A 14150-nucleotide genomic window follows, 5' to 3' on the forward strand; every position below is an offset into this window, starting at 1 on the left:
GGCAAGATGAGCATCCGCCGCGCCGGCCGCATGCACCACCTCGGAATCGGAGCCGAACACGCCGGCAAACGCGTCATCGCTCTCGCCGACGACACTACCATCACCGTCATCCACCTCGACACCGGCGAAGTCATCGCCACCAACGAGATCCGCCCCGACAAGACCTACTGGCGCAACACACAGAAAGCCCCCGGCCGCTGGCCGAGGGCTCTCTGACAATGACACATGTCGCGACTCAGGTGAGACCTATGTCGCGACTCATCACAACGTGGACCCAGGGGGATTCGAACCCCCGACCTTCTCATTGCGAACGAGACGCGCTACCAACTGCGCCATGGGCCCGAGCGACATCGAGCCTATCACTCCTCGGGAGGTGATCCAGACCACCGCCGGGGGCTCAGCCGACCTGCCTCCGCCTGCGCAGGACGGCATCGAGATCGCTGAACGCCGGTTGCGCATCCTCGACGATTCCCATGCGAGCGTATGGGCTCGCCGGTTCGCGAGCGGCGCGCTCCGAAGGCGCACCCGCGGTCGCCGCGACGGACCGACCGGCGGCCCCGGATGCCTCGGCACGCTGCGCCGCCGCGGCCGCGGCCGCGGCCGCGGCCGGGGCGATCGAGGGCACACGCGACTCGAGTTCCTCGGCACGGCGCGCCACCTCGGCGTCGGAGGCCGCGCGCTTGAGTTCCGCCGCTTCCTCGATGGAGGCCATGGCCATCGCCGCGATGGTGCCGCGAGAAAGGTGCAGCGGCCTCGGCAGCGGCTGTGGCATCCAGCTGTGCTCCTGCTCCTCGCCTTCGGGCTCGGCGAGCTCGATGGGCTCGAACGGCACGGTGTCGGGCGTCGCGACCGGTGCCGCGACGATCGACGGCACGCGCACCTTGGCGAGGCGAGCCAGTCCTGCGAACGATACGACCAAGCCGAGCGCGCCGCCGCCCGCGACGAGGAGCGTCGCACCGAAAGCCGCCGCGATGAGACCGCCGACGACCGTGAGGAGCGACGCGAGCAAGAGGAGTGAGAACCGGGCGCGACGGCGGCGCAGCGCGCGACGCGCCTTCACGGCCTCGAGTCGCGCGGCGTCCGTCGATGAGACGGCCGCGTCCGCGGCATCCGCCGACACCGCAACCGCGATGGGCTCGGTGATGGGAGCAGCGGATGTCGCGAGCTCACGTGCGACCCGAGCAGCCTCTTCGGCCGCCCGGCGCTCGGCGATCGCGAGCTGCTCAGCCGCCTCGGCGGCGAGTCGCGCGGCCTGCTCGTGCTCGTGCAGGATGCGCTGCTGGGTGGCGACCTCGCGCGCGGTGGCCTCGACGCGCACCGGCTCCGGGGTTTCGGCGGTCTCGGCGAGGATGCGGAGCGTCTGCTGGAGCCGCACGGCATTGCGCTCGGTCGCGAGGTACTGATGCCTCCGCAACCACGTCGGCAGGAGGTACGCGATCCAGAGCGCCGCGGCAGCCGCCACGAGCACTCCCCCACCGATCACGTCCATGGCACAACGCTAGGTTACGCCGGGCCTTCCGCCCGGCTGCGAGCGCGCGTGTTCAGCGATCGGTGAGGCGAAGGGGGTGCTGGGCGGCCGCGCGGTCCTCGGAAGTCACTCGCGCGGCGTCGCCCGGCACGTGACCCTCGCGCCAACGGCCGAGCACCCCGCGCGGCACCTCCTCGGCGACGAGGGCGAACGCGAAGTGGTCGCGCCAGTCGCCGTTGATGTGGATGAACCGCCGCCGCAGCCCCTCGTAGCGGAAGCCGAGCTTCTCCACGACACGGAGCGACGGGTGGTTCTCGGGCCGGATGCAGATCTCCATGCGGTGCAGGCGGAGCACCGAGAAGCAATAGTCGGTGGCGAGTGCCACGGCGGTCGGCGTGATGCCCCGGCCGGCGACGGACTGGGCGACCCAGTACCCGATGGTCGCCGACGAGAGCGACCCGAACGCGATCGACGAGACGTTCAACTGGCCGACGAGCTCGCCGTCGAGCTCGATGACGAACGGCAGCGCATTCCCGCTGCGGGCGTGGGCGAGGAGATTCCGGATGCTCGCGCGCGTGTCGATGACCGACCCGCCGCCCGGGTACGTGGCCTCCCACTGGCGCAGCCAGCCCCGGTTGTCGAGGAGCACACGCTCCAGGGCCTTCGCGTCCCTCGCACGGATCGGCCGGAGCGTAAGGTCCCCGTCGCGCAGCGTGGGGATCGTGGCGGCCGCCATCTCAGCTCCGGTCGAGTCCGGCGACGTACTGCTTGAGCCAGGGCTTCAGGTCGGGTCCGAGATCGTCGCGGTCGGCGGCGAGTTGGATGACGGCCTTGATGTAGTCGAGCTTGTCGCCCGTGTCGTAGCGGCGGCCGCGGAACACGACCCCGAAGACGCCGCCCGTGCCCTCGACGTCGCCGGCCATCTCCATGAGCGCGTCGGTGAGCTGGATCTCGCCACCCTTCCCGGGCTCGGTACGCTCGAGGATGTCGAAGACCTCGGGCTTGAGCACGTAGCGCCCGATCACCGCGTAGTTCGAGGGGGCGACGTCTTTCGAGGGCTTCTCGACGAGGCCCGTGATGCGCACCACGTCGGGTTCGTCGGTGGCCTCGATCGCCGCGGCCCCGTAGAGGTGGATGCTGTCGGGGTCGACCTCGAGGAGCGCGACGATGGACGCGTCGCGCAGCTCCTGCTCCTCGAGCATGCGGGTCAGGAGCACGTCGCGGGCGTCGATGATGTCGTCGCCGAGCAGCACCGCGAACGGCGCGTCGCCGACGTGCATACGAGCACGCAGCACGGCGTGTCCGAGGCCGCGCGGGTCGCCCTGGCGCACGTAGTGCATGTCGGCCATCTCGGTGGACTCGTTGACCTTCTCGAGTTTGGCGGTGTCGCCCTTCGCCTCGAGCGTGGCCTCCAGCTCGGCCACGCGGTCGAAGTGGTTCTCGAGGGCGTTCTTGTTGCGGCCGGTGATCATGAGGACGTCCGTCAGGCCCGCGTTGACCGCCTCCTCGACGACGTACTGGATCGCGGGCTTGTCGACGACGGGGAGCATCTCCTTGGGCATCGCCTTCGTCGCCGGCAGGAATCTGGTGCCGAGCCCGGCCGCGGGGATGACGGCCTTGGTGATCCGATGAGTCATGCGTCTCAGCGTATCCGGATGTGACGGCCGGTCGCAGTGCGCCGGCAGCGGACGGACCGTCCTAGGATTACTGGCATGCCCGCCGATCCGGATGTCCAGAAGCGCATCCTCCGTGCCGAGATCCGAGAACGTCGGCGCAACATGCCCGCGCACGAGCGCGAGCGGGCCACCGAGGGCTTCACGACCCGGCTCGAGGAGCTCGTGGGCTCCACGGGTGCGGAGTCGGTTTCGTGCTTCCTCTCCATGCCGACCGAGCCGAACACGCGACCATTCGTGGAGTGGGCGGAGGCCCGGGGCATCCGCGTGCTGTTCCCCGTCACACGTGAAGACGGCCTGCTCGACTGGACTGTCGGCGAGGACGACACCGAGGAGCTGGGGCTGTTCGGCACCAGCCACCCGGGCGGCGAGCTGCTCGGCCCGATGGCGATCAACGACGTCGACCTCATCATCATCCCCGCCGCCGCGATCGACGCCACGGGCATGCGGCTCGGCTGGGGACGGGGCTTTTTCGACAAGACCCTCGGTTCGATGGAAAAATGTCCTCCGGTGTACGCCGTCGTCTTCGACAGCGAGTTCGTCGAGCAGGTGCCGCGCGAGGTGCACGACCAGCCGGTGAACGGGGTCGTCACCCCCACGCGCATCATCGCGTTCTGACGGCGCACCGCCGATCCGGAAGAGTCACATGCCCACCTACTCCTACCGCTGCACCGAATGCGACAACGCGTTCGACATCCACCAGGCCTTCACCGACGACGCACTCACGGTCTGCGAGGTCTGCGGTGGCCGGCTCCGCAAGCTGTTCAACACCATCGGCGTGACGTTCAACGGGTCGGGCTTCTATCGCACCGATTCGCGCAGCGGCGGCGAGTCCGCCGGTTCGAGCGGGTCGGATGCCTCGTCGGGCGGTTCCTCGTCGGGCGGGTCGGCCTCCTCAGGCGGGTCGGGCTCGTCAGGCGGTTCCTCGTCGGGCGGTTCCTCGTCGGTCGGATCCACGGGCTCGGGCTCGTCTGGTGGCTCGTCCGCGGCGCCGTCGACGGGTGCGGGCTCCTCGGCTATCGTGGGCTGAGAGCGGCCGCGGGGGCGGCCTGCACGAAGGGGGAACCATGCTCCAGGGGTTCAAGGAATTCATCGCGCGGGGCAACGTCATCGACCTCGCGGTCGCGGTCGTCATCGGTGCGGCGTTCACCGCGGTCGTCAACGCGATCGTGGAGAACCTCGTCAATCCGCTCCTCGGCCTGCTCTTCAACGCCGAGAGCCTCAACGAAGCCATGATCGTGACGGTCGGGAACGCCGAGTTCCGATTCGGCGCGGTCCTCGCCGCGCTGATCACATTCCTCGCGGTCGCGCTCGTGGTCTATCTCGTCTTCGTGCTGCCGATGAACAGGTATCGGGAGCGCCAGGAGGCCAAGTCGGCCTCCGGCCAGCCGACCGAGGAACATCTCTCCGAGGCCGAGCTCCTCACCCAGATCCGCGACCTGCTCGCCGAGCAAGGTGGAACGGCGCCCGGACCCATCGGAGGCCGCCACACCGACCTCTGACCGGCTGAGGCGACGTCGGGCCGAGCGTTCACCAGTGCGGCGGACGCTCCCGCGTGATCCGTTCGTCGTCGGATGACGCGGACTTCCCGTTGCGCTTCGTGTCGGGTTCCTCGGCATCACCGGTCGACGGCGTGGGCCCTTCGGGCGAGACATCCGTACCCTGAACCGGGGTGAGGCGCGCGCGCCGCGACCGGCCGCCGGCACGCTCCACCCGTTGCCTGGGCTCCTCGGCCATCAGCCGGCCGCGCCGTCGGGGGGCTGGGCCTCTTCGGGCTTGCCGAGCAGGGTGGCGACCCGCACCGCGACCGCGTCGGGGTTGCCGAAGAGCTCGAAGCTGTGCACGCGCAGGTAGTGCCAGCCGAGGCGACGGAGCACGTCGGGCCGAAGGCGCAGGGATTCGCGCAGGCTCAGGCCGGTGAACGCCTCGTCGGTCTCGACCACCACGGCCTTGCCGGCGTTCGCCGCGGCGAGCGCGAGCCGGCCGCGGTGGCCGACGCTCACCCGGATGCCCCGTCGGGCCAGTCGGGCGGCGAGGTCGTCGAGCATGGAGCCACCCGACGGACGTGCGCCCTCTTCGGCGGCGCGTTCCTCCGTCTGGGAGAGGATCGCGGCGAGCGCGAGGACGCCGTGCGACTGGCGGTCCTCGTCGATGTCCTCGGGCCGGAAGGCGGACACGATATCCATCGACCGTCTGGCCCGGGTCATGCCGACGGCGAGGAGGCGATCGCCTCCGGGCTCGCCGAGCGCGCCGAAGTTCGACAGCAGGCGCCCGTGCGGCGTGCGACCGTAGCCGACCGAGAAGATGACCCGGTCGCGGCTCTGCGCGACGGCCTGCTCGAGGGTGAGTACGGTGAAGGGTTCGGCGCGGTCCTTGAGGATGAAGTCCGAGAGATCGGTGCGCTTGGCGAACGCCGCGAGCACCGCCTGATGCACACGGGCAGCGTGCCGGGCGCTGGCGGTGATGACCATCAGCGACTCCCGCGGACGCTTGACCGCGTGCTCCATGACGAGCTCCACGACCTTGGCGACCTCGGAGTCGATCGATTCGACGGTGCCGGTGACCGCGTCGGGCAGGCCGTTGCCGCGCACGTAGTGCAGGCCGAGGCTGCCGTGCCCGAGGAAGCTGCCCGCCCACGGCAGTGACTGGATGCGGCCCGCGTAGAAGCGGCGATTGACGAGCTCGGCGAGGTCCTCGCCACCGGCTCGGTAGCTCCGGGTGAGGGTGAGGGTCGGCAGCAGTTCCCCGAGCCGCGCGAGCGCCGAGTCGGCGTGCAGCGCGTCGACGCCGTGCTCGGTCGGGCCGGTGGGTTCCGCGTCGGCGTCGTCGATGCCGGTCTCGAACAGCGTGGGGGTCTGGGTCACGGGATCGCCGAAGGCGACGACCTGCCTGGCCCGACGGATGGCACCGAGGTTCTCGGCGAACGTCGTGGCTCCCGCGTCGACGAGGAACACCGTGTCGAACACGATGCCGTCGTCGATCTCGGGCACCTGGTACGGCGACGCGAGCCACACCGGCGCGAGCGCGCGGAAGAGCTGCGGCGTGTCGTGGTGGAGCGCTGCCGGGAGCACCCGGTCGGCCCGGAGCATCCGCTTCAGCCGTTCCGCCTCGCCGGGGTGATCGACGAGGCCGACCTTCCAGTTCTCGGCGAGGTGCCAGGCGAGCTGAGGGCCGGCGGCCGACGCATGCGCCTCGTCGACGAGCCGGAAGTCGGCCTCGAGGCGGTCGAGCACGGTCGTGTTCGCGCCGAGGAGTGCCGTGTCGTGGGCGAGCATGTGCTCGAGCACCGACTGCCACCACGCGAGCTCGAGCTCGTCGGCCACGAATCGTTCGGGCACGTGCCGCTTGGCGAGGTCGACGAGCAGCGGGTCGAGTCCGAGGTCTCGCAGGCGGGAGAGCACCGCTGTGCGCTCCTGCAGGTTCATGAGCACCTCGGACTCGGCGGCGAGCCCCTCGAGGGCGGCCACGAGGTCGCGCACGGGGCGCGCCGCGAGCTGGCGCGGCGTGCCGACCACGCCGAGGGGTGCGTCGAGTGCGGCGAGGTCGGTCGCGACCGTGCGGTATGCGACGTACACGTCGTCGATGCCCACCGGGACCCCGGGAATGGCGCCCGCCTCGGAGTACCGCTGCCAGAGGGTTCGCTGCTGCTGGATGCCACGGAGCGCCGCATTGAGGTCGGTGACGTGCACGCCCGGACGCACGTACTCGAGCGCGAGCCGCCGCAGCCGCCGACGGCTCGCCCCCGACATGCCCGGGGAGTCGCGCCGCGACGAGGTCGCCGCGATGAGCTCACCGAGCGGGCGATCGAACACCGAGGGCTGGAAGCGGTCGAGCGTCTCGCGCACGTCGAGGAGCAGTCGCAGGAACACGCCGAGCTCGGCGACGGACTCGAACGGCCGCAACCGGGTCTGCGCGATGAGGCCACGGCCGCGGTCGAGGAGCCGCGGCAACTCGGTCTGGCTGAGGCGCTTGGCGAGCTCGTGGGCATGGATCGCCTCGTCGGAGGAGGTGAATGACGCGCCGTACCACGGCGAATCGCCGGGACCGTAGCGGAATTCGCCGAGCTCGGCCGCACGGGCGAGGTCGCGTGCGACGCCGTCGCGGCCCTCGGCGAGCGCGACGAGCGACTCCCGGTCGAGACGGGCGGTGGTCGCCGGCGCGTCGCGGAGCTGGGCGAGCCGCGCGAGCTCGCTGAGCGCGTCGAGCACGGAGACCCGCAGCTCGGGGTCGCGACGAGTCAGCGCCGAGCGGTAGTCGAGCAGCACCTTGCGCAGCCTCACGAGGGCGTCGTCGACATCGGCCACACGGGGTCGCTCGACCTTCTCATTGCGCGAGATGGACTGGATGAGGTCGCGGCGCAGGGTCTCGTTCGTCACCGCCGACCCGCCCAGACCCACCTGGGCGAGGCGGTGGGCGATGCCGTCGAGGCTCGACCGCCGCGCACCGACGACGAGAACGCGCTTGTCCCTGGCAACGAGCGCGCCGATGGCGTTGACGATCGTCTGCGTGCCGCCGGTGCCCGGAAGCGTCTTCACGACGAGCGATGATCCGGTCTCGATCTGGGCGATGACCTGCTCCTGCTCGGGGTCGGCATCGAGCAGGAGGGTATCGGTCGAGGGCGGTCGCTCGTCCTGCGGCACGGCCTTCGCGGGCTCATGTCGCTCGGCCAGCCCGGCGCGCGCCGCGGGGTTGCCGGCGATCGCGTCGATGACGGGATGGTCGAGCTCCGCGACATCCGCCGCCATCGCAGGACCGACCTCGGCGAACGAGGAGACCACCAGCCGCGGAGCCACGTGGAACCACGGCAGGTGCGACGTGAGCCCTCGCAACCGGTCGATGACGGGCTGCGGCTTGAACATGCCGTTCGTGATGGCGAGCGCGACGAACGCCTCGGCGTCGAGCGTGATGCGGAACTGCTCGCGCAGCTCGCGAGCGAGCGCGGGGTTGAGGAACGGTTGCCCCTTGAGCTTCAGCTCGAAGTCCCGGCCGTACCGGCGGATCGCGAGCGGCCGGAGCAGGACCGGCGCCAGGTACTCCTCGCCGGCGTTGCGCCAGGAGGCCAGGCCGATGGCCAGGTGCACCGACTCGATGCCGCGCACCGAGCGCAGCTCGATGCCCTTCTGCGTGATCTCGGCGGCCGCGAGCCGGGCGTTGCGGAGCGCGAGCTCGTCGCGGATGAGGCTCGAGAGCAGCGTCGACTTGCCCGTGATGAACTGCGGGAGTCCGCCGGGATGCGTCGTGGAGAGCTCGATCCGCGTGCGCGGCGTGTCGGCGAATCGCACGAGCGGGGAGCGTCCGCCGACCTCGGCGAGTTCGCCCTGCCAGCGCCTCCAGGCGGGCTCGGCGACGTTGCCGGCGACGAGTTCGGGATCGCCGAGGCTCAGGCTCTCAGGGCTGGTGATATCGGTGCGCATGGGCTTGGGGAGGAATCGTTGGGCTGCGGCATCCGACTCGGACTGGAGGATGTCCCCCTCGTCATGATTCCGATCGAGCCGCCACACACGGACACCATACGTTGATTCGCGCCGAATACTTGGAGGCATCGCCGTATCCGCTGGAGTATTGATACCCCGGGGGTATGTTGATACCCTTGGGGTATGCAGTCCATCTCCCCCACCGAAGCCCACGCCATCGGCGACGCCTACATCATCGACGTCCGCGAACCGGAGGAGCTCGCGCAGGCGAGCGTGCCCGGCGCCCACCATATCCCGCTCGCGGCACTGCCCGCGCGCGTCGGCGACGTGCCGCGCGATCGCACCGTCTACGTGATGTGTCACGCCGGAGGGCGCAGCGCCCGAGCGACGCAGTTCCTCGAGGCCGAGGGCTTCGACGCCGTGAACATCGACGGCGGCATCACACGCTGGCACGGCGACGGACTGCCCATCACCCTCGGGAGCGCAGCATGACCACCATCGAAACCCCCACGACCTCCGCGTCGACGGATGACGCGCAGCGACGCATCCTCAACCGCCTCAAGCGTGCCCGCGGCCAGCTCAACGCCGTCATCGACGCCGTCGAGTCGGGTGGCGACTGCCGCACCGTCGTGACGCAGCTCTCGGCCGTCTCGAGCGCGCTCGACAAGGCCGGCTTCGCGATCATCTCGAACGCGATGCGCGAGTGCCTCACCGAGCCGGGCACGGGCGACGATTCCGACAACCGGATGACGGTCGAGGAGCTCGAGAAACTCTTCCTCACGCTCTCCTGAGACGACGACCGGCACGAACGACGGCCCGGACCTCCGACGAGGTCCGGGCCGTCGACGTGGCCGGGGTGCGCGTCAGCGCGAGGCCTGCAGCTCCATGCCGTGGGCGCGGGCGACGCCCTCGTTGACGAGCCGGCCGGCGGTGACGTTGAGGCCGAGCGCGAGCGCGGGATCGGCGGCGAGCGCCTGCTCCCAGCCGAGGTCGGCGATCTTCAACGCGTACGGCAGCGTCGCGTTCGTGAGCGCAGGGGTGGAGGTCGCGGGGACCGCACCCGGCATGTTCGCGACGCAGTAGTAGATCGCGTCGTGCACCCGGAACGTCGGCTCGGCGTGGGTCGTGGGGCGCGAGCCCTCGAAGCATCCGCCCTGATCGATCGCGATGTCGACGAGCACGGCGCCCGGCTTCATCGTCGAGACCATCTCGTCGGTGACGACCTTGGGCGCGGCAGCGCCCGGCACGAGCACGGCCCCGACGACGAGGTCGGCGTCGCGCAGCTGGCGCGCGATCTCGTACGGCGATGACGCGAGCGTCTTGATGCGGTGGTCGTAGCGCGCGTCGATCTCGCGGAGCTTCGCCAGTGAGATGTCCATGACCGTCACGTCGGCGCCGAGTCCCATCGCCGTGGCGGCCGCCTGCTCGCCGGCAACACCGCCGCCGATGACGACGACCTTCGCGGGGCTCGTGCCGGGCACGCCCGCGAGCAGCACGCCCCGGCCGCCCTTGGATGCGTGCAGTTCGGCGGCGCCGACCTGCGGCGCGAGCCGGCCGGCGACCTCGCTCATGGGCGTGAGCAGCGGCAGCGAGCGGTCGGCCAGCTGCACCGTCTCGTAGGCGATGGCCGTGGCACCCGAGTCGAGCAGCGCCCGGGTGAGCGGCAGGTCGGCCGCGAGGTGCAGGTAGGTGAAGAGCGTGAGGTCTTCGCGGAGGAAACCGTACTCGCGCTCGATCGGCTCCTTGACCTTCAGGACGAGCTCGGCCGACCACGCCTCCGCGGCCGTGTCGACGATCCTCGCTCCCGCTGCCGCGTACTCGGCGTCGAGGTATCCGGCGCCGACGCCGGCGCCCGCCTGGAAGGCGACCTCGTGACCGCGCTGCGCGAGTGCGTGCACGCCCGCGGGCGTCATCGCGACGCGGAATTCGTTGTTCTTGATCTCTGCAGGCACGCCGATGCGCATGGTGACTCCGAATGCTGTGTGAATGTGTGATTCCATGGTCGCCGGTTATTCGCCGGACGCCAAGAGGTGCCGAACATCGTTCGGTACACTGACGGAGTACGCCGCAGTTGTTCGAATCGGAGGGCCGCCATGACCGATCTGCCGCAGATCAGCGAGGCCGGGCGCGTGCCGGGATCCGGTGGGGCATCCGTCGCGGCATCCGGCGGGGCATCCGTCGCACCCTCCGGCCCGATGGCGCTCGACGCCGTCGACCGGCAGATCATCGCGCTCCTGCACGAGAACGCCCGCATTCCCAACGTCGACCTCGCCCGCGCCGTCGGGGTCTCCCCCTCGACCTGCCTCGCGCGCGTGCGCTCCCTCCGCGAGCGCGGCGTCATCACGCGGTACACCGCCGAGATCAACCCGCTCGCACTCGGCTTCACGCTGCAGGCGCTCGTGAGCGTGCGCATCCGGCCCGGTGCCCGCCACCTCATGGAGCAGATCTCCGACGAACTGCGCACCCAGCCCGAGGTCGCCCAGCTCTTCTTCCTCGGCGGCTCCGAGGACTTCCTCATCCACGTGCGCGTGCGTGACAGCGAGCATGTGCGGCAGTTCGTGCTGAAGAACCTCTCGGCGAACCCGGCTGTCGCGCTCACCGAGACGAACCTGGTGTTCGAGCACCACACCGCCCTCTCGGCGGGCCTGCGCACCGTGCTGTAGCCGCGGCACGCGTCGAGCGGATGCCTCGCCGCACGCGGCATCCGGGGCCTATCGTGGTCGCATGGCGCCAGAGTCCACCGTCGCACCCATGCTCGCCAAGGCCGTGCCCGCCGTGCCCGACCCCGACTCCGTGCCCGGAGGGCTCGTGTACGAACCCAAGTGGGACGGCTTCCGCGGCATCGTCGCGTTCGACGGCGACGACGTCGAGATCGGCAGCCGCGGCTCGAAGCCGCTCACCCGGTACTTCCCCGAACTCGTCGACGCGTTCGCCCGGCTCCTGCCGGAGCCGTGCGTGCTCGACGGCGAGATCGTGGTGAGCACCGAGGCATCGGGCGGCGCGAAGCTCGACTGGGAGGCGCTCAGCCAACGCATCCACCCGGCGGCGAGCCGCGTGGACCGGCTCGCGCAGGAGACGCCCGCGATGTTCGTGGCCTTCGACCTGCTCGCGCTCGGAGACCGCTCGCTGCTCGACGAGCCGTTCTCGGTGCGACGCGCGGCGCTCGAACGCCTGGTCGAGGGCCTCGGCCACCCGATCCACATCACCCGCATCACCGATGACGTCGACCTGGCCCGCCGGTGGTTCACCGAGTTCGAGGGAGCAGGCCTCGACGGTGTCGTGGCGAAACCGCTGGCGGCACCGTACTCGCCCGGCAAGCGCGTGATGCTCAAGGCGAAGCATCGGCGAACGGCCGACGTCGTCGCGATCGGGTACCGCGTGCACACCTCGGGCCGCGGAGTCGGATCCATCCTCCTCGGCCTCTACGACGATGCGGGCGAGCTGCGCAGCGTCGGCGGCGTCTCGGCGTTCAGCGATGCCCGGCGGCAGGAGCTGATCGACGAGCTCGGCCCTTACGTGGAGCGCGACGAGAGCGGCGCGGCGCTGAGCGGCGAGACCGACCGCAGCCGCTTCGCATCGAGCAAGGATGTGTCGTTCGTACGGCTGCGCCCCGAGCTCGTGATGGAGGTGCGCTACGACCAGCTCGAGGGCCTGCGGTTCCGTCACACGGTGCAGTTCGAGCGCTGGCGGCCCGACCGGGAGCCGCGCTCGTGCACGTTCACGCAGCTCGATCGGCCGATCGCCTACGACCTCGCCGACGTGCTGGCCTGAGAGCTCCCGGCATACGGGGCCGGGGTAGCACCCCACCCATGAGGGGTCAATCCCCTGCCGCTTGACGCGCGCCCTGCGTACGGTCTGTGATGGGCCGGTCCCGACGTCGTGATCGGCCGCGAACCGAGGAGTGCACCGATGACCGATCCGACCCCCACTGATCCGAACGCGGCGGACGAACTCGACGAAGCGGTCGACGCCGCCGAGCAGCACCAGCAGGCGGAACAGGACGCTGACCCCGACGAGCACGTGGTCGTCCGCGACCCCGAGACCGGCGAGACGAGCGAGGAGCCGGCGCAATGACCTCCCTCATCGAACCGGCCCACGACGACCGGCCCCGCCACCGCCACGGGCTCCCGCCCATCGGGATCTGGTGGCCCATGCTCGAGCGCCCGCTGCAGCGCGAGGTGCTCGAGAACCTCCACGCTCCGTTGCGCGCCATGGTGGTACGGCGCATCTTCGAGTTGTGCGAACTCGACGACGCCCCCGTGCCCCGGGTTGGCGTGCGGCTCGGCCCGAACGAGCGCGCCTACATCGCCGGGTGGATGCACGCGGTGGACTGGGATTGAGCTGCGTGCCGGATGCCTCGTGCTCGAGGCATCCGGCACATCCCTCTCGTGAGCACAGCGCGGGCGAACGGCGACCGGCGGCGTGGCGCAGTATCGGCACGCTCCTGGCGAGCGGACTGGAGTGGCAGCTGCTCGGATTCGCGATCAGCTTCGCCGTGATCGCCGCGTTCTGGCGCGTGAACCATCGCATCATGTCGGGTCTCCGCGCCGTGAGCCCCGGTACGATCGTGGCGAACCTCGCGGTGCTCCGCTACCTCAGCGACGCGTGAGGCGCGGCACCGGCGTACCGCCATCCAGATCGCCGCACTCGAAGTCAAGACCCTCCCGCAAATCCGTTCACCCGGTGAAGATGACTCGACCCGGCCCGCGCCCCAGCGGAATCCCACCGGGCGCGACGGAATGGAACGGCACGGCATGGGAACACTGGTCTACGACCGCGACCGAACGGTGGAATTCGACGATCGCACCCTCGCGCACCTGCAGGTGATCGTGGTGAACAAGCTCCGCCGGCAGGAGAGCTTCCCGTTCACCTGGAGTGACGACGTTCGCACGGTCACGGTCTGGATCAGCCCGCACACGCCGCTCGAGTTCATCTTCCACGGCAATCGGCGGCCCCGGCTCAACCGCACCTGGCTCGAGGAACTCGCGCTTGCGGCCGGCTCGACGACCGGGCTCGTGATCCTTCCCGAGCCGCCCGAGTCGATCTCGACCTACGAGGAGGAACTCGCCGGCTGACGGGCGAGCACAACCTGCGCGTCGCCGAGCACGACCTGCGCGTCGCCCAGCACCTCCGCGTGCCGGGTGCGGGCGAGGAACTCGCGCACCGTGTCGCGACTGCGGGTGAGGCACCCGATCTTGCCCTCGAGCACCTCGAGTTCCTCGGCGAGGGTCTCGGCCACGTTCCGCGAGCAGGTGCGGGCCAGCTCCTCGCCCTCGACGCCCTCCATGCCGAGCAGCAGCCGGATGAGCCGGGTCGGCAGCCCCGAGGAGATGAGTCCGCGGACCTGCTCGACGTCGGCGACCACGGACTCGGGGTACTCGCGGTAGCCGTTGGGCCGGCGCTCGGAGGCCAGGAGCCCCTGCTCCTCGTAGTAGCGCAGCATGCGCGTGGGAACCCCGGTGCGGCGGGACAGCTCGCCGATTCGCATGCGTCCTCCAAGACTTGACCTTCACATTGATGTGAAAGTCTAGCCTCGCGGTATGGCATCGACAACCGACGTCCTCAACGCTCCCGCGGCGATCCGCACGCCGTGGC

The 14150-nt window shown here is 70.5% G+C and carries 18 protein-coding genes, 1 tRNA gene and 1 pseudogene; 12 read left to right on the forward strand and 8 right to left on the reverse strand.

Going from position 1 to position 14150, the window contains the following annotated elements:
• Window positions 1-216: pseudogene (locus AB0K73_RS07645) on the forward strand (IS481 family transposase); the annotation flags it as partial.
• 53 nt (window positions 217-269) lie between these two features.
• Here the strand turns inward: AB0K73_RS07645 and AB0K73_RS07650 are convergent.
• From AB0K73_RS07650 to galU, 4 genes are all read right to left on the reverse strand, one after another.
• Window positions 270-342, reverse strand: a tRNA-Ala gene (locus tag AB0K73_RS07650).
• Window positions 343-397: 55 nt separating this feature from the next.
• Complete coding sequence (locus AB0K73_RS07655) at window positions 398-1489, reverse strand: hypothetical protein (protein WP_360517127.1); 1092 nt, start codon at window positions 1487-1489, stop codon at window positions 398-400.
• Window positions 1490-1541: 52 nt separating this feature from the next.
• Window positions 1542-2204: a GNAT family protein gene (locus AB0K73_RS07660; protein ID WP_360517124.1), complete on the reverse strand. Its 663-nt coding sequence runs from the start codon at window positions 2202-2204 to the stop codon at window positions 1542-1544.
• Between the two features lies 1 nt (window position 2205).
• A complete protein-coding gene (gene galU, locus AB0K73_RS07665; RefSeq protein ID WP_360517121.1) occupies window positions 2206-3105 on the reverse strand; it encodes a UTP--glucose-1-phosphate uridylyltransferase GalU in 900 nt (299 codons plus the stop codon).
• Between the two features lie 75 nt (window positions 3106-3180).
• Here galU and AB0K73_RS07670 point away from each other — a divergent pair, with 75 nt between their 5' ends.
• From AB0K73_RS07670 to mscL, 3 genes are read left to right on the forward strand one after another with little or no spacing between them, the layout of a single operon-like run.
• Window positions 3181-3759, forward strand: a complete 579-nt coding sequence (locus tag AB0K73_RS07670) for a 5-formyltetrahydrofolate cyclo-ligase (protein WP_360517118.1) — start codon at window positions 3181-3183, stop codon at window positions 3757-3759.
• A gap of 28 nt (window positions 3760-3787) precedes the next feature.
• Window positions 3788-4171, forward strand: a complete 384-nt coding sequence (locus AB0K73_RS07675) for an FmdB family zinc ribbon protein (protein ID WP_360517115.1) — start codon at window positions 3788-3790, stop codon at window positions 4169-4171.
• A 37-nt stretch (window positions 4172-4208) separates the two neighbouring features.
• A complete protein-coding gene (gene mscL, locus AB0K73_RS07680; protein WP_360517112.1) occupies window positions 4209-4643 on the forward strand; it encodes a large conductance mechanosensitive channel protein MscL in 435 nt (144 codons plus the stop codon).
• Window positions 4644-4671: 28 nt separating this feature from the next.
• Here mscL and AB0K73_RS07685 read toward each other — a convergent pair whose 3' ends face one another.
• Window positions 4672-4878 carry a hypothetical protein gene (locus AB0K73_RS07685; RefSeq protein ID WP_360517109.1) on the reverse strand — a complete coding sequence of 69 codons (207 nt, stop codon included), beginning with the start codon at window positions 4876-4878 and terminating at the stop codon, window positions 4672-4674.
• On the reverse strand, window positions 4878-8555 hold the full coding sequence (locus tag AB0K73_RS07690; protein WP_360517158.1) for an AAA family ATPase: 3678 nt from the start codon (window positions 8553-8555) through the stop codon (window positions 4878-4880). The genes AB0K73_RS07685 and AB0K73_RS07690 overlap by 1 nt, the downstream gene beginning before the upstream one ends.
• A 183-nt stretch (window positions 8556-8738) precedes the next feature.
• On the opposite strand from AB0K73_RS07690, the gene AB0K73_RS07695 reads away from it, so the two are divergent.
• Both AB0K73_RS07695 and AB0K73_RS07700 read left to right on the forward strand, forming a co-directional pair.
• The gene (locus AB0K73_RS07695; protein ID WP_360517106.1) at window positions 8739-9047 is read left to right on the forward strand and encodes a rhodanese-like domain-containing protein; all 309 of its coding nucleotides are present in this window, start codon (window positions 8739-8741) and stop codon (window positions 9045-9047) included.
• Entirely contained in the window at window positions 9044-9346 is a 303-nt protein-coding gene (locus AB0K73_RS07700; protein WP_360517103.1) for a metal-sensitive transcriptional regulator, read from the forward strand. The genes AB0K73_RS07695 and AB0K73_RS07700 overlap by 4 nt, the downstream gene beginning before the upstream one ends.
• A 72-nt stretch (window positions 9347-9418) precedes the next feature.
• Here the strand turns inward: AB0K73_RS07700 and ald are convergent, their stop codons facing one another.
• The gene (gene ald, locus AB0K73_RS07705; protein ID WP_360517100.1) at window positions 9419-10519 is read right to left on the reverse strand and encodes an alanine dehydrogenase; all 1101 of its coding nucleotides are present in this window, start codon (window positions 10517-10519) and stop codon (window positions 9419-9421) included.
• A 129-nt stretch (window positions 10520-10648) separates the two neighbouring features.
• On the opposite strand from ald, the gene AB0K73_RS07710 reads away from it, so the two are divergent.
• From AB0K73_RS07710 to AB0K73_RS07735, 6 genes are all read left to right on the forward strand, one after another.
• Window positions 10649-11218 (forward strand): Lrp/AsnC family transcriptional regulator, encoded by a 570-nt coding sequence (locus AB0K73_RS07710; protein WP_360517097.1) that lies wholly within the window; start codon window positions 10649-10651, stop codon window positions 11216-11218.
• Between the two features lie 61 nt (window positions 11219-11279).
• Window positions 11280-12326, forward strand: a complete 1047-nt coding sequence (locus AB0K73_RS07715; protein ID WP_360517094.1) for an ATP-dependent DNA ligase — start codon at window positions 11280-11282, stop codon at window positions 12324-12326.
• Between the two features lie 138 nt (window positions 12327-12464).
• Complete coding sequence (locus AB0K73_RS07720; protein WP_360517091.1) at window positions 12465-12629, forward strand: hypothetical protein; 165 nt, start codon at window positions 12465-12467, stop codon at window positions 12627-12629.
• A complete protein-coding gene (locus AB0K73_RS07725; protein WP_360517088.1) occupies window positions 12626-12895 on the forward strand; it encodes a hypothetical protein in 270 nt (89 codons plus the stop codon). The genes AB0K73_RS07720 and AB0K73_RS07725 overlap by 4 nt, the downstream gene beginning before the upstream one ends.
• Before the next feature lie 5 nt (window positions 12896-12900).
• A complete protein-coding gene (locus AB0K73_RS07730; protein WP_360517085.1) occupies window positions 12901-13164 on the forward strand; it encodes a TMEM175 family protein in 264 nt (87 codons plus the stop codon).
• A gap of 145 nt (window positions 13165-13309) precedes the next feature.
• Window positions 13310-13630 carry an ATP-dependent DNA ligase gene (locus AB0K73_RS07735; protein WP_360517082.1) on the forward strand — a complete coding sequence of 107 codons (321 nt, stop codon included), beginning with the start codon at window positions 13310-13312 and terminating at the stop codon, window positions 13628-13630.
• Here AB0K73_RS07735 and AB0K73_RS07740 read toward each other — a convergent pair.
• Window positions 13606-14043, reverse strand: coding sequence for a MerR family transcriptional regulator (locus AB0K73_RS07740; RefSeq protein WP_360517079.1), 438 nt, complete (start codon window positions 14041-14043; stop codon window positions 13606-13608). The two genes, AB0K73_RS07735 and AB0K73_RS07740, sit on opposite strands and share 25 nt — an antisense overlap.
• Window positions 14044-14150 lie beyond the last annotated feature (107 nt).

It is taken from the genome of Agromyces sp. NPDC052230, assembly GCF_040679595.1.
Classification (GTDB): Bacteria; Actinomycetota; Actinomycetes; order Actinomycetales; family Microbacteriaceae; genus Agromyces.

Excerpts from the sequence above, each read along its gene's own strand:
- AB0K73_RS07655 (WP_360517127.1), bottom strand. The coding sequence starts at position 1,489 with ATGGACGTGATCGGTGGGGGAGTGCTCGTGGCGGCTGCCGCGGCGCTC.
- AB0K73_RS07660 (WP_360517124.1), bottom strand. The coding sequence starts at position 2,204 with ATGGCGGCCGCCACGATCCCCACGCTGCGCGACGGGGACCTTACGCTC.
- galU (WP_360517121.1), bottom strand. The coding sequence starts at position 3,105 with ATGACTCATCGGATCACCAAGGCCGTCATCCCCGCGGCCGGGCTCGGC.
- AB0K73_RS07670 (WP_360517118.1), top strand. The coding sequence starts at position 3,181 with ATGCCCGCCGATCCGGATGTCCAGAAGCGCATCCTCCGTGCCGAGATC.
- AB0K73_RS07675 (WP_360517115.1), top strand. The coding sequence starts at position 3,788 with ATGCCCACCTACTCCTACCGCTGCACCGAATGCGACAACGCGTTCGAC.
- mscL (WP_360517112.1), top strand. The coding sequence starts at position 4,209 with ATGCTCCAGGGGTTCAAGGAATTCATCGCGCGGGGCAACGTCATCGAC.
- AB0K73_RS07685 (WP_360517109.1), bottom strand. The coding sequence starts at position 4,878 with ATGGCCGAGGAGCCCAGGCAACGGGTGGAGCGTGCCGGCGGCCGGTCG.
- AB0K73_RS07690 (WP_360517158.1), bottom strand. The coding sequence starts at position 8,555 with ATGCGCACCGATATCACCAGCCCTGAGAGCCTGAGCCTCGGCGATCCC.
- AB0K73_RS07695 (WP_360517106.1), top strand. The coding sequence starts at position 8,739 with ATGCAGTCCATCTCCCCCACCGAAGCCCACGCCATCGGCGACGCCTAC.
- AB0K73_RS07700 (WP_360517103.1), top strand. The coding sequence starts at position 9,044 with ATGACCACCATCGAAACCCCCACGACCTCCGCGTCGACGGATGACGCG.
- ald (WP_360517100.1), bottom strand. The coding sequence starts at position 10,519 with ATGCGCATCGGCGTGCCTGCAGAGATCAAGAACAACGAATTCCGCGTC.
- AB0K73_RS07710 (WP_360517097.1), top strand. The coding sequence starts at position 10,649 with ATGACCGATCTGCCGCAGATCAGCGAGGCCGGGCGCGTGCCGGGATCC.
- AB0K73_RS07715 (WP_360517094.1), top strand. The coding sequence starts at position 11,280 with ATGGCGCCAGAGTCCACCGTCGCACCCATGCTCGCCAAGGCCGTGCCC.
- AB0K73_RS07720 (WP_360517091.1), top strand. The coding sequence starts at position 12,465 with ATGACCGATCCGACCCCCACTGATCCGAACGCGGCGGACGAACTCGAC.
- AB0K73_RS07725 (WP_360517088.1), top strand. The coding sequence starts at position 12,626 with ATGACCTCCCTCATCGAACCGGCCCACGACGACCGGCCCCGCCACCGC.
- AB0K73_RS07735 (WP_360517082.1), top strand. The coding sequence starts at position 13,310 with ATGGGAACACTGGTCTACGACCGCGACCGAACGGTGGAATTCGACGAT.
- AB0K73_RS07740 (WP_360517079.1), bottom strand. The coding sequence starts at position 14,043 with ATGCGAATCGGCGAGCTGTCCCGCCGCACCGGGGTTCCCACGCGCATG.